The 13,147-nt window shown below is 32.0% G+C and carries 14 protein-coding genes; all 14 read right to left on the bottom strand.

Features of this window, described 5'->3' with window-relative positions:
* Window positions 1-34: 34 nt before the first annotated feature.
* On the bottom strand, window positions 35-700 hold the full coding sequence (locus Q1A01_RS08295; protein ID WP_299678780.1) for a hypothetical protein: 666 nt from the start codon (window positions 698-700) through the stop codon (window positions 35-37).
* A 48-nt stretch (window positions 701-748) separates the two neighbouring features.
* Window positions 749-1,651, bottom strand: coding sequence for a toll/interleukin-1 receptor domain-containing protein (locus tag Q1A01_RS08290; protein ID WP_299678777.1), 903 nt, complete (start codon window positions 1,649-1,651; stop codon window positions 749-751).
* A gap of 414 nt (window positions 1,652-2,065) precedes the next feature.
* A complete protein-coding gene (locus tag Q1A01_RS08285) occupies window positions 2,066-2,374 on the bottom strand; it encodes a hypothetical protein (RefSeq protein ID WP_299678774.1) in 309 nt (102 codons plus the stop codon).
* Between the two features lie 161 nt (window positions 2,375-2,535).
* Entirely contained in the window at window positions 2,536-3,543 is a 1,008-nt protein-coding gene (locus tag Q1A01_RS08280) for a beta-ketoacyl-ACP synthase III (protein ID WP_089371592.1), read from the bottom strand.
* 267 nt (window positions 3,544-3,810) lie between these two features.
* On the bottom strand, window positions 3,811-5,136 hold the full coding sequence (locus Q1A01_RS08275) for an AarF/UbiB family protein (RefSeq protein ID WP_299678760.1): 1,326 nt from the start codon (window positions 5,134-5,136) through the stop codon (window positions 3,811-3,813).
* Between the two features lie 148 nt (window positions 5,137-5,284).
* Window positions 5,285-5,968, bottom strand: coding sequence for a TetR family transcriptional regulator C-terminal domain-containing protein (locus Q1A01_RS08270; RefSeq protein WP_299678757.1), 684 nt, complete (start codon window positions 5,966-5,968; stop codon window positions 5,285-5,287).
* Window positions 5,969-6,156: 188 nt separating this feature from the next.
* Complete coding sequence (locus Q1A01_RS08265) at window positions 6,157-6,522, bottom strand: glyoxalase (RefSeq protein ID WP_299678754.1); 366 nt, start codon at window positions 6,520-6,522, stop codon at window positions 6,157-6,159.
* A 27-nt stretch (window positions 6,523-6,549) separates the two neighbouring features.
* A complete protein-coding gene (locus Q1A01_RS08260; protein ID WP_299678751.1) occupies window positions 6,550-7,560 on the bottom strand; it encodes a hypothetical protein in 1,011 nt (336 codons plus the stop codon).
* Between the two features lie 87 nt (window positions 7,561-7,647).
* The gene (locus Q1A01_RS08255; RefSeq protein WP_299678748.1) at window positions 7,648-8,502 is read right to left on the bottom strand and encodes a hypothetical protein; all 855 of its coding nucleotides are present in this window, start codon (window positions 8,500-8,502) and stop codon (window positions 7,648-7,650) included.
* 587 nt (window positions 8,503-9,089) lie between these two features.
* Window positions 9,090-10,112 carry a hypothetical protein gene (locus tag Q1A01_RS08250; protein WP_299678745.1) on the bottom strand — a complete coding sequence of 341 codons (1,023 nt, stop codon included), beginning with the start codon at window positions 10,110-10,112 and terminating at the stop codon, window positions 9,090-9,092.
* Window positions 10,113-10,430: 318 nt separating this feature from the next.
* The gene (locus Q1A01_RS08245; protein ID WP_299678742.1) at window positions 10,431-10,796 is read right to left on the bottom strand and encodes a hypothetical protein; all 366 of its coding nucleotides are present in this window, start codon (window positions 10,794-10,796) and stop codon (window positions 10,431-10,433) included.
* A 5-nt stretch (window positions 10,797-10,801) separates the two neighbouring features.
* Window positions 10,802-11,674, bottom strand: a complete 873-nt coding sequence (locus Q1A01_RS08240) for a nuclear transport factor 2 family protein (protein ID WP_299678739.1) — start codon at window positions 11,672-11,674, stop codon at window positions 10,802-10,804.
* A 95-nt stretch (window positions 11,675-11,769) separates the two neighbouring features.
* Entirely contained in the window at window positions 11,770-12,648 is an 879-nt protein-coding gene (locus tag Q1A01_RS08235; protein ID WP_299678736.1) for a helix-turn-helix domain-containing protein, read from the bottom strand.
* A gap of 31 nt (window positions 12,649-12,679) precedes the next feature.
* Complete coding sequence (locus tag Q1A01_RS08230) at window positions 12,680-13,096, bottom strand: hypothetical protein (protein ID WP_299678733.1); 417 nt, start codon at window positions 13,094-13,096, stop codon at window positions 12,680-12,682.
* Window positions 13,097-13,147 lie beyond the last annotated feature (51 nt).

The following is a 13,147-nucleotide window of genomic DNA, read 5'->3' as shown; positions in this document are numbered from 1 at the left end:
CGTATACAACTAAATTTTAGTAAACGTATGATTGTTATGGTCTATGAGGAGGTGTATTATCTTTTATAGAAGTACGTATCATTTCTTGTAAAAGAATAAGTTCTTTTTCTTCTTCAATGATATTCTTTGTAAAACTTTGGATGATTTCTTGTGTTATGGTTTCTGCGCTAGATATTTTCTGATTGCGAACTTTCATTTTTCTAGACATTCTACTTATATAAAGAAATACAAATGCTAGAATGATCAAAAGTCCTGACAGAGACTGAAAACCTAAGATGATTTCTTTTTCGAGTGATTTTTCCATACCATCTTCTAAATTTTCTAACATAGATGCGGTACTGTTATAGTTAAAATCATATTCATCTGAAGTTATATTTATTAGAGTTTGTGTAATGGTTTCTCCAGTAACTTCTAAATAATGCGCTTTTGCTCCTTTCATCAAACTATCATGAAGTTCTTGGTTTTCTAAAATAATTTCAGGGAATAGTAAAAAAAATAATGCAATAAGAATTAACGCAACTCCTATAAATATAGAAAGAATTCGTTTTATAAGTAAGTATGAAGAACCTAGCCATCTTCCTTTTTTTGCCCCAGAAATAGTATCATGTAGGGCCTTAAACTCTTTGCTTTTCTGAGATAAAAGAGCTTGACGTTCTATCTTCTTTTCTAAAAGCTTATTAAGCGTTTCTATATAAGTCATGTATATATAAGTTAATCAATGAGAATTGGGGTTTACTTTAGAGTGTTTTTATATAGCTAATAATCGCTCTATATTTTCTAATGCATTATCTATTTTTCCTTTCCATATTACATTTTTAATAGGCTTTAAATCAAAATAATCTTCTATATACTCTTTAAAGGTTTCGTATTTTGATGCTTCATTAATTTTCATACCATTGGTTGTAGGAATCACACCTTTAACGTCTTCGAAGTTAAATGGAGGTACAATTACTGGGATATGACGATTTGTTTTTATCCAAGTAGCTCCCATTTCACAAAGACACATAGGACTCGCATAAAAATTTTCAGATAAAATAAAAAGAACTAAAATATTAGTACTTAATTTTTCCTTGATGGTTACAAGAAAATCATCCCCTAACTTCACACCATATCCTTCATACGATGAGCAAAAGATTTTCTCACTGGAAACACCAATGTCTTCTAGAATATTTATTAATTGTCTAACAATCTTTTTGTCTTTACTAGAATGACTTATGAAGATTCCTTTTTTTGAATCATTTTTTGTTGTGGTATTTGTAGAAAAATGTGCTGCTACGGGCATATATTTAGAAGTGTTTTTTAATGTTACTAGAATATCTATTTGTTTTTGATTACAGCTTAGGAGGTGTTCGTAATTTCTTTGAGTAGTATTTATTTTTTCTCCTTTTAATGCTTTCATCAACGTTTGTCCATCTACTAAATTTATTTTTTTAAAACGGAGTACATGTGGATTCTCAGGTGAACTGAGTCTATTTTTTAAAAACATCATCACTTCTTCATTCCAGATCTTTAATTGTCTGTAGAAACCATCTAATTGTTGTTTATTACGTGATAACTCCTTAAATCTTTGATAAATACCTTCTCCTTTTTTAATAAAATATTCCAGTTCGTTATCAAATTTATCTCTTGGGTAATTAATTTCTATTTCCAATAGTGTCTAGTTGATTAAAAGGTTATTGTAATTAGTGAAAATAGTAAAACCCGTATGTTTTTATTTACGGGTTTCCATACGGTAACAAATGATTTTCTCTAAAGAAAGAAGGGTAGGGAAGTGTCATGTTGAAATGAGGAGCTACAATAGCATAACACTTCATTTTGAGTATTATAAGTTGTTTTATACACTTTAACGCTGTGCTCTCCTTTTTGGTTGTGAATTTGCCTTCTGGTAGACAGGTCTTGCAAGATCGCTTTCGCGAAAGCGTATACCTGAATCTTTGATTTTATTAGAGAAGCACTATTTTATAAAGTCTGTAAAACGCATATAAGATAAACAGTTGAACTTGCTTCTGCCAGCAGGCTCATCTTGAAATTAAAAGGCAGTTTCGTATAAATACCTCAAGGTAGTTTACTCTTCAAAATGGCGTTCAGCGTCTTCTATCTTACGACGCGTTTTTTGTATACTTCTATTCATAATAGCTTTACTGCCATAAATAGAAAACAAGCTAAAAAGATTTAAAGGGACGTAAGCGATCAATGCCCATCGTACCCATGTGTGCTTCCAGAAAATTACAAATAGAATACAGGCAATGATGGTACGTATCAACCAGATGATTGTTTTACGTTTTCTGTATTGGGGAGATAAAACAGTGTCTGATTGGAGTTTTTCTAATTCCTTTTCAAAATCGTCTTTTAAACTAGATGCTTGTTTTGACATACATACGATAACTTATTACATTCATTTTGGAGCAGAACGTTATTGTTTTTTGTGCTTCGCAGTTTACAAAAAAGCAATAACAACCACTTACCGTTAATTCATGTTTTATAGTTCTAATAGAAGATGGCTAAGTGATTTCCTGAAAGGAAATTGTACCGTACTTACCACTTAATAATAGAACTAGCCCATGTGAATCCACTACCGAAGGCTGCAAGTACTACGGTATCTCCTTCTTTTACTTTTCCTTTTTCCCATGCTTCTGTTAATGCAATAGGAATGGATGCTGCCGTGGTATTTCCGTATTTCTGAATATTATTAAACACCTGATCATCAGTTAGGCCAAATTTCTTTTGTACAAACTGTGCAATACGAAGATTCGCTTGATGCGGAATCAACATATCAATATTTTCTGCAGTTAAGTTGTTTTTGGCAAGACCTTCTTTGATGACTTCAGAAAAACGAACCACTGCATTTTTAAATACAAATTGCCCATTCATATACGGGTAATATGGAATATCTTCTGTAGGGTTTGTTGCTATAATTTCTGGTACCCATTGTTCTGTACTTGGGCCTTTAAGGGAAAGTTCTAAAGCATGTTCTCCCTGACTATGCAAGTGAGAAGAGAGGATTCCTTTAGAAGTATCTTCCTCACGTGTTAATACCGCAGCACCGGCACCATCACCAAAAATAACAGAAACCGATCTACCACGAGTTGTAAAGTCAAGACCTCCACTATGATTTTCGGCACCAATCACGAGTACGTTTTTATACATTCCTGTTTTTACAAACTGATCTGCTGTAGCGAGTGCATACACAAAACCACTACATTGATTACGTACATCTAGCGCAGGAATAGTTTCCATACCCATAAGATGTTGTACCTGTACCCCACAACCTGGAAAGTAATAATCAGGACTTAAGGTGGCAAAGACAATCATATCTATATCTTTATTAGTAAGGCCTGCTCGTTCTATAGCAATTGTAGCAGCTTTTACGCCCATTTTTGCAGTAGAATTTCCATCTCCTTTTTTGATATGACGACGTTCTTTAATTCCAGTGCGCTCTTGTATCCAAGCATCATTTGTATCCATCAGTTTTGATAGATCATCATTAGTAACAACATTTTCAGGAACATATGCGCCTAATCCGGCGATTCTAGAATTATACATATAGGTTTTTATTTTAAAGGTCACACAATCAGATGGTGACGTATAAGTATTACTTTATATGTTTTCACGAAAGTGAAAAAACACGTATCACAAATATATGTTTTTGGTTACCTTTTAGGAAGAAAGCGTAGATCGTTTAGTATGCACGCATAGTAATAGTAGGATATTCATAATCTATAACAAAAAAAGAGCGCCCGACTGAAAGCGCTCTCTTTAAAACAACCTAACCAAATAATTGAAAAGCTTGGCTAATCAAATTATTATGCTTTATGCGACACGATTTTTATAGGCGTATTGTTCAAAGTTATTTACCTTGATACGTCCTCCTAAATCATGCATTAAATTATAGAGTCCAAAAAATGTTCTATTTATATATAGGAAATGCTTGCTTCCGCGATTTCCATTCATTTTTCGAATCTCAGTATCTTTACTATATTTTTCGCTTAATGCAGCGATCTTATCGAAAAAAGTAGTGTCTTTAAAATCAAATGTTTCTTGATGAAAAGGTTCTGTAAATAGACTTAACATCTCATGAAACAAGTCTGAGAAGAATTTGATCTGGTCTGGTGTATCATCTTCTCTTAAAATTTCTAATTCGAATAATTTTTCTTTAAAAATTTCTGGATTATTAATGTTTTCTTTTTCAGCTAACTCAAAGTAGGGGGTATAGAACTCTTCTGGAACGTGCTTGATACATCCAAAATCAATCGCAATAAGCTGCTCTTTATCATTTACTAAAAAGTTTCCTGGATGCGGATCTGCATGTACTCTTTTAAGACGATGCATTTGGAACATATAAAAATCCCACAATGCTTGACTTAATTGGTCTGCAGCTTTCTGACTAGTATTTTGAGCTACAAACTCACTTAAGTGTTGTCCATCCATCCAATCCATGGTAAGGATACGTTCACTAGATAAGTCTGCATAATACCTTGGAAACTGTAAATTAGGGATAGCAGCACAATCTTCTACCATTTGCATACTTTGTGCTAGCTCTAGTGTATAATCGGTTTCTTCTAAAAGTTTATCTTCTACTTCTTTAAAGTACTTTTCTTTTCCTTTTCCTTGTAGATTAAACATTCTAGAAGCAATCGGTTTCACTAGAGCCAGATCACTACTGATACTATCTGCAACTCCAGGGTATTGGATTTTCACAGCAAGTTTTTTCCCATCCAGTATAGCTTTGTGAACTTGTCCTATACTAGCAGCATTTACACTTTGAGCTTCAAACGTATCAAATAAATCTTCTGGGTATTTCCCCAAATACTTTTTAAAAGTTTTACGTACTAAAGGTGCAGAAAGAGGTGGTACTGAAAATTGAGAAAGTGAAAACTTCTCTACATATGCCTTTGGCATAATGTTTTTTTCCATACTTAACATTTGAGCCACTTTTAGTGCGCTTCCTTTTAAACTTTTTAAGCCGTCGTATATATCTTCGGCATTACTTTCGTTTAATTTTTCTTTAGATAATGAAGGGTTTACTACCTTCTCTCCATAATATTTCACATAATTTACTCCAACCTTAGCCCCAGTTTTAACCAATTTTGATGCGCGTTGTAATTTGTTAGTAGGTATGTGATCTATTGTTTTCATAGGCTTTCCTCTTGGAGAGGTTTTGATTTTAATTTCCTAGAAGGAAATCTCATTGTTTTATTAATTCTCATTCCCTCGAAGGAAGGAATCTTTACTTTAACACTTCATTCTCTATTTGGTTGTAAACCTACCTTCCGGCAGACAGGTCTCACGAGTTCGATTTTGCAAAAGCAAAATTCTCTTTCACTAAAAACTTTCCTAAATCAATAATACTTTCCAATGGCGTCGTTTCAAATACGTCAAAAATGGCTTTTACTGATTTTTCAATAGCAACATCTGTTTTTTCAAATCCAGCAGAATTATCATTCATCCAGTATTTAAGGAGGAGTAAAAACTGTACCCATGCGCCTTCGCTAAATAATTGTACAGGATTTTTTGTGATTTTATAGGTTTTGTCTTCATTACCTTCTTCTATAAGTTCTGTAGCAAAGTGACGTACTTTTGTGCGTAATTCTTTAAGCTGTGCTAAATTTTTAAGAGGCATTGCATGTTCTTTCAATACAAAAAGGATATAGCTCCTATTAGCAGTAAAATTACCAAATATGGTATAGAGAAATGAAAGCATCTTATCTTTATTAGGATACTGTTCAAAATCTTTGTCTTTGTGTAATGTAGCAACCGTACTATCATAAAGTGCTATCCAGATATGTTGTTTTAATCCTTCAAACGAACCGAAATGCTCATAAAATTCGGCTTCGGTACATTTAATGTCTTTACAAAATTTATAGATCGTTACTGGAACTTCGCCATGTTCTAAGACATGATCCATGTACTTAGAAATGATGTCTGTAGCGGTTATTTTTTTCTTGGTTGTTTTCTTTGCTGTAGCCATAAGTATGATTCTACAGTAAAGATAATTAATGTTTACCTAATTATTTAAATCGTTAAACAAAATATATTGTTAAAGTTGTTTCAAAATATTTGAAAGAAGCGGGAGGTGACGTTATTTTATTGTCGCTGTACTTGTTGTATATTTTGAGTAATTTCATCGAAGAACAATAAGTTTATGTATACTATATGCTAGTTGTTAAACTCACCAATATGCCATAAAATACCAGAGGGATCATATAGAAAGAATTCTTTACCCCAATCATTGTAATGTATGTGTGAGATTCTAACTTTTTTATAGGTTTTATCAAGCTCTAGTGATTTCATACGAAGTAAATGTGTTTCCAGGTCTTTTACTTCTAGAAATAACATGGTATTATTGACCCAATCTTTCACATAGGCATCTTGCAAGTAAAAACCAAAATCACCCAATCTGAAATACGACATTTTAGGACCTGTTTTTCGTTCTTCAAAACCTAAATCAAGATAAAAGTTTCTTGAAAGTTCGTAATCTTTGGCGCCAATAAAAGCTCTGATTGATGTAACTGCGTATTCCATAGGGATTGATTTTTAAATGATAATTCTTTAGTTAATAAAATGTTCAACAGTATTCTTAAACCTTATTTTATCATCTACAGAAAAGGCTATTTTTTTATATTTCTTTTGAATACCATATAGCCCAGTTAATGTGTATTCTTTTTTTAGTGTAATAATAATAGTATGAGGTTCCAGAGATCCTAGAAAGGATAACGTACGAGTTTCTTTTGCATCAATATCCTTTGATGATAGTAGTATGGTATCTATATCTTTTATAGCTATGATAGATTCACTCATGATACCATATCTAAGATAGATTTTCTCATTTTGGATACTGATAGGTCTTTTTAAAATAGACTTTAAAAAGCCAAATAATTGAATCCCCGAATATATACTTAAGAAAGTCACTATCCAAGCTGCTATCGTACTTGACTTTGCGATAACAACATGTAATACAATAGTTTCTATAGCTATTATACATATAATTGCTGCAAGTAGTGTAAGACTACCCGTTTCTTTATGATATGAAAATTCATTTTTCTTTAAGGTTCTTTTTTTCCAATAGATAAATCCATAATAGAATACCGCAATTTCTGTTGTTAATGCTATAGCTACTGTTTTAGGAAGTATTTCTTTACATGTGTTTTTTAAAGCTGTAAAAAAGTCAATGGTAGTATTCTTTTTGAGATTGTATTGTTTTACAACACTTCTTACCTTATAAATGATATAGGTAATAACTGTAATTTCTACAAGAGGAAAAATCCATTTTTTAAAGAGTAAAAAATACGTTTGATTTTCCTGTGGGATTAGTGTGCTACAGAGTATCATTCCTAAAATTAGAAAAGGTACAATCGTGGTTTTTGGAATCTTGGTTTTTCTAATAAGTAAGAAGTAGACTAGTGGTATGGTCACTAATAGATCGGCAGTAACTCCTATAGAAAGTAACGATGATTGTGTTGTAAAAACTTGCGATTGTGTAAGTAGTACAACTCCAATAATTAATAACAATGGAATCCCAAAGATGAGACTATTTCTCTGAAGTAATTCTACTTTAATCATTTACACAAACAGCTATAGTTTACTATGCATTAAAATACTAATAATTTTAATGAGAACCTTTTTTTTTTAACCGAATGTTTATAGAAACTATTTAGAGTACGTTATTTTCGTTATAGATTTTGAATAGTATGTAGTAGCTTTTTTTGCATTTTCAATTTCTTGGTCAGAGAGATGGAGCTTAAAATGTGTTATGATGTTTTCAAAATCATTTATTAAGGTAATGTAATTACTATATAATGCTTGTGCGTTCTTATGAAGTTTGGCTTGTTTTCGATGCTGCTCTACCATATGTGTTAGGTAATCTTCTTTTGTAGTATATCTATATTCTTTTGCTGTAAAATACTTCCTAGGATAGTCAGTTGGGTATTCCCACCATTGCGCAAAGCCACCGTCAGATTTTTTTAAGGAAGCGACAACTTCTTCTGTTTTTCTATCGAGATACATCCATTTTGTAGTAGGATAAAGTTCTAGAAATACATCTATCATAAATATATTCCAAGAAGTAAGTTTAAAAATCACATGCTTCTCATCACCTAAAGGTTGACAATAACTTTCAATAATTTCTTTTAATTGTTTTTGAACAGTTTCTTTTGGGAGATTATGTAATACGTAAGAAAGTAATAAGCCATTAATGGCTTCTGTTTCTGATATAACTCTAATGTGCGAAGTTGTTTGCAACATTCTAACTAGTAATGTAGAACCACAATGTGATGTATGAAAAATAAAGCCCTTTAACTCAAGTTGTCTATTCGGAATTATGTCTATAGCATCTAATGTTCCATTGGTGATTGCATGTCCTTTCATTTGGTATGCCTGAACACCTTCATTAAAAAAAGGATATTTAAAAACAACAGCAGGTAGTTTATAACAAATGGTAGTAGGATGTTCTTCAACAATAGTATGTTTAGGAAATAGCTTTCTTGGTTTTTTTATAGAGGACATTTGTTTTCTACATTTTAATACAAATATCTATAAAACTGTTTTCTTAAACTGATCTATTTTTTTATTGTTTATCCGTAAGGTTAACAAGAAGAAAACAATATAGAAAGCAAATAATATGACACAATTAATTAGAGAGGATTCTATATATCCTAGGTTTTCAAGAGTGATATTTCCTTTCATATTAGGAAAAAAGGGAAGAACAAAAGAGATAATAATAAAAAATGTTATACCGTATGGTATCATTTTTTTTAATGAGCGATTTTGATTTTTTAATCTCTTAATTTCTCTAGTGATAATTTCTTTTTTTTGTTCTTTAATACTTTTATTCATTGAAATATAGCGATCATTAATTAAATGCTACGTCCTATAATAGTCTTTATATATGGGTATTTGTTACAAGTTCTTTGTTTTGTTGTATACGCTTTAACGCTTCGCTCTCCCTTTGGGTCGTGAACCTGCCTGCCTGCCGGCAGGTCTCGCAAGCTCGATTTATCATTTCATTCTCCCTGCGGTCGTGAATCTCGCAAGCTCGATTTCGCGAAAGCGTACTAAGAGAAGTATCCTATATCGTAAAGGCAATGATGGTATTAATGATACTTAATTGTACGTTTTATTTCATTAGAGATATACTCATTTTCATCTTTTTGAGTTACTCTTGTAATCCAATTTCCTCGCTCATCATATTCGTACATATATTTTCTAATATATTGATCGTCTTTACCTCTAGTGCTAACCTCTTGAATTGGATCGTTTTGAGCATTATATGTATATACAACACGATTTACAAGAACATTATCTTCATTATAAGATTCGTAAGTAAGTACATTATTGTTTGTGTCAAAAGTTCTTACTCTTCTTTCTTCTTGTTTTCCATAATAACTATATAAGATTTTTTCAGTAATATTTCCTCTAGTGTCATAGGTGATAGAATATTGAGATACATATTCGTTTTCGTCATGTTTCTCTTTTTCTAAAATAGTATGTCCATTAGTATTACTATGTTCATATATGATTTTATTTTTTTCACGTCCATCTTTGTGGTATTCGGTTTCTGACGTACATTTCCCGTTATTATTATAGGTATAGATTGTTTTAGAATAGGTGGTACCACCAAATGCACCACTATCTTCTCTTAAGGAAGTATATTCCTTTTCTATCATAAGACCTTTTGTATTATACGCATATGTATAATGATACTCTAGTGTATTGTTATCATATTCCTTTTTTTCAATAAGTAATCCTGATGCGTTATAACGATATGTTTTTTTAGTAGTATCTTCTCCATCATCATCTTTTTCACTTACAAGTTTATTTCCCTCATATAAGTATGTATAGGTGTCAGTTAAATCACCATCTTCATATAACTTTAAAGAAGTAAGATGACCATTTTTATCATACTCTTCTTTTATTTTTTCTCCACAATCTTCAAATTTATAAGGAGGTTTTTCTTGTTCTACATAACAGTCGGACTCCTCTTTTATACTCTTGATATTTGTATTTTTAATACGGTCTGTACTTATTTCAATATACCCAGCTTCTTCGATTTCTTGAGCTTGAGTTAGTGGAATAAAAAATAGACAAATGATTGTTGAAAGAAATAGGGATTTCATAGATGATGATGGTAATATGAGTTTTTGTTTCAAGTAGCAGCCAATATACAATAATATGTGTTTTTTAAAATACCCGATACTAGGTAATGATTAGGTATAAAATAATAGCGATTTGAAATTCTTCAAATCGCTATTGTAATTTTTCTAACTATAACCCGTTGTGCATTTTGAATAGATTTCTTGATTTTTTCCCCTCCCTGAAGGGTGAATCGAAGAAATCTTCATCACTTCCTTTAGGATTTGAGATATATAATGAAGATTAATAGGACAATTACTAGTTATTTTATCAAAATGCACAACGGGTTAACTATATAATATTTACTTGACTTGATACCGTTTCATTTTCATGGATGGGGCATCTATCATATCTGCATAAGTCGTTACTGATGTGTCTGTCATAAATTTTTGCATGGATGCATCAGCACTTGTTTGGTTTTTCCATTTGACCACAACTAGTACTTCATTGTTTTCTTTTGAATACCCACTTTCACGACTTATAAAGCCAGGTTGTTTGCTCGTGAATTTGGCTTGAATATTTGCATCTTCTTTCCAGAATTCATCAATATTTACAGATGTTTTATAAGCAAATGTAGTGATCTCAATAACATAGGGTTTCCTGTCATTTGTATTTTGTTGGCAACTCAATAGGAAACCAGCAAAAAGGATGAAGAAAATCTTTTTCATAGGATTTAGAAATTGAATTTACCATTATTATTTTGATGTGTTGCTTCTGGAGCAATAGTTTCCATGACATCCCAGTGCTCAACAATCTTTCCGTCTTCTACTCTAAATAAATCATAAAAAGAAGTGGGGGCGTCTGCAAATGTTCCTTCACTCACTGTTAACACAAAATTACCTTCTCCTAATACTTTATGTGTTTTAGTATATACCATCGTAATTCCTTGTTTAGCCATTCCTTCTAAGGCTTGTCCTAAACCTGAGAGGCCATCGGCAATATCAGGGTTATGTTGCGTATAGGTATCTCCAGTAAAATAGTTACCTATTTTGTCCATTTCACCTTTTACTAGAATAGTATTGACAAAATCACTTACCAGTTCTTTGTTTGTAGCTGTTTTATCTAAGTCAGTTGCTTGGGTAGGACCGTCTGTTTGTGTATGTCCGCTAGGGTTTGCTGCTTTGATATCTATTAAGTTATCCCAATGCTCTACAATTTTTCCTTCTTCAAATCTAAAAATATCAAACCCTATTTTTGGGCCAAAGAAATCATAAATGGTATGTGAGAACACATAATTGCCATCTTCATAAGCTCTAACGACATTGGCTTTAAAACCACCTTCGGGTGCATTTTGTAATACAGCTCCAAATCCTTCTAATCCATCAGCAACGCCTAAGTTATGTTGTACATAATTTGTAGGGTTAATATATGCCACAGGAGTTTGATCTCCTGTTTCTAAGCTTACTAATAAGGCGATGGCTTTTTCTTTGTTTGTGGGTTCCATAATTGTTTGTTTTTTAGGTTCTGTGATTTCTTGTTTTGTAGTGTCATTTTTGCAAGAAAGTACTGTGATAAGTACAAGGCAAGCAAGGGTGATGTGTTTCATTATGATGATTTTATGATGACACAAAAGTACCTAGCCTACTATGGGAATACTAGGTGTAAGTATTTCAAAAAATGGTTAATGTCGAACCTTAAAGCTTATTTATGAAGATTTTTGAATTCATTTGGGGTTACTGTAGCGTGCTTCTTGAAGTATTTTACAAAGTTGGTTGGTTCTTCAAAACCTAAAGCATAGGCGAGTTCGGTACTTTTAATAGAAGAGTTTATGAGCTGTCTTTTAGCTTCCAAAATTATAAATTCATCTATAAATTGTTTGGCTGTTTTATGTACAATCTCCTTACAAATAGTGTTGAGGTGCTTATAACTTATATTCATCTCTGACGCATAGAAATCGGCATTTCTACTTTTTGAATATTGGTGTTCTATTAATGATTTAAACTTTAGAAATGTCGCTAGTTTATCAGACTCTTGTATATGAAAGGTTTGTGATTGTTTTAGTTGTTCTAGTTTTGAAAATATAATGGTGTATAAAGCATTTATAATATTCTCTTTATTAAAAGCGTGTTTTTCTTTATAAAACTCTTTGTAAAACAACTGAAAATAATCAGGTACCTGTGAACTTTCAGGAACTTGAATAATAGGGGAGAAGAGGTGTGATGTAAATAAGCGTATTACGGTATTTCTAGGCAATGTACTTAACTGATTCTTAAAATAGTTTTCTGTAAATAAGACAATATATCCTTTTACATCTGGAGTAAATTTAAAGGCGTTGATTTGTCCCTTTGTGAGATATAATAAAGTGTTTTTTCGAATAGAATGCCAAACAAAATCTACCAAATGCTCTGTAATACCTTCTGTGTAGTATATTAATAAATAAAAACGAACCTGATGTGCTTTTTCAGGAAAGTGATCTAATGTCTCTTTTCGTTCCATCAAACTTTCTATGGTAATAATTTCTATCTCTTTTAGTCCATTATGATTGGTCTTAAAGGCTATTTGAGGAATATCTTGAGACATTAAAAATGAGTATGATAACTACTATGAAAAATTATTTTTGAGCCATTCGTTGCGCTATTTTTCCACCAATCCACGCCATAGGAATATATGCTAACGCAATATCTACAATAGTAAACCAAGTTGGACCTTGCAACATGATATTAATTGTAATACCGCCTATTAAAAAAAACACCCCTACAATAAGTGCACTTCGCATTGTAGCGGTTTTACTAATCATTCCAGCAATAAAGGCACCTACTAAAGTTCCTAATGCATGTCCTAAAAATGGAAAGATGAAAAATTTAGGTGCTAGGGAAGGCATCACTTCTTTCATAGCAACCATATCATTGGGATCTACATTGGGTATAGGTGTTACAGAATGTCCTAGTGTAATCAATCCCATATTGACAATACTTCCTACTATACATCCTATAATGACAGCAAGGATATTTCTAAGAACTAGATTCATATTATTTTTGTTTGGTGAGTTGTTTTGGTATTTTAAAGATAGGAAAAAGTT

Origin of the sequence: uncultured Dokdonia sp. (genome assembly GCF_947492815.1) — a bacterium.
Taxonomy (GTDB): Bacteria; Bacteroidota; Bacteroidia; order Flavobacteriales; family Flavobacteriaceae; genus Dokdonia.
This window is presented reverse-complemented; position numbering and strand designations above follow the sequence as displayed.

What these genes read in the sequence shown, in the direction of transcription:
- Q1A01_RS08295 (WP_299678780.1), bottom strand. Translation starts at nt 700, where the DNA reads ATGACTTATATAGAAACGCTTAATAAGCTTTTAGAAAAGAAGATAGAA.
- Q1A01_RS08285 (WP_299678774.1), bottom strand. Translation starts at nt 2,374, where the DNA reads ATGTCAAAACAAGCATCTAGTTTAAAAGACGATTTTGAAAAGGAATTA.
- Q1A01_RS08280 (WP_089371592.1), bottom strand. Translation starts at nt 3,543, where the DNA reads ATGTATAATTCTAGAATCGCCGGATTAGGCGCATATGTTCCTGAAAAT.
- Q1A01_RS08275 (WP_299678760.1), bottom strand. Translation starts at nt 5,136, where the DNA reads ATGAAAACAATAGATCACATACCTACTAACAAATTACAACGCGCATCA.
- Q1A01_RS08270 (WP_299678757.1), bottom strand. Translation starts at nt 5,968, where the DNA reads ATGGCTACAGCAAAGAAAACAACCAAGAAAAAAATAACCGCTACAGAC.
- Q1A01_RS08265 (WP_299678754.1), bottom strand. Translation starts at nt 6,522, where the DNA reads ATGGAATACGCAGTTACATCAATCAGAGCTTTTATTGGCGCCAAAGAT.
- Q1A01_RS08260 (WP_299678751.1), bottom strand. Translation starts at nt 7,560, where the DNA reads ATGATTAAAGTAGAATTACTTCAGAGAAATAGTCTCATCTTTGGGATT.
- Q1A01_RS08255 (WP_299678748.1), bottom strand. Translation starts at nt 8,502, where the DNA reads ATGTCCTCTATAAAAAAACCAAGAAAGCTATTTCCTAAACATACTATT.
- Q1A01_RS08250 (WP_299678745.1), bottom strand. Translation starts at nt 10,112, where the DNA reads ATGAAATCCCTATTTCTTTCAACAATCATTTGTCTATTTTTTATTCCA.
- Q1A01_RS08245 (WP_299678742.1), bottom strand. Translation starts at nt 10,796, where the DNA reads ATGAAAAAGATTTTCTTCATCCTTTTTGCTGGTTTCCTATTGAGTTGC.
- Q1A01_RS08240 (WP_299678739.1), bottom strand. Translation starts at nt 11,674, where the DNA reads ATGAAACACATCACCCTTGCTTGCCTTGTACTTATCACAGTACTTTCT.
- Q1A01_RS08235 (WP_299678736.1), bottom strand. Translation starts at nt 12,648, where the DNA reads ATGTCTCAAGATATTCCTCAAATAGCCTTTAAGACCAATCATAATGGA.
- Q1A01_RS08230 (WP_299678733.1), bottom strand. Translation starts at nt 13,096, where the DNA reads ATGAATCTAGTTCTTAGAAATATCCTTGCTGTCATTATAGGATGTATA.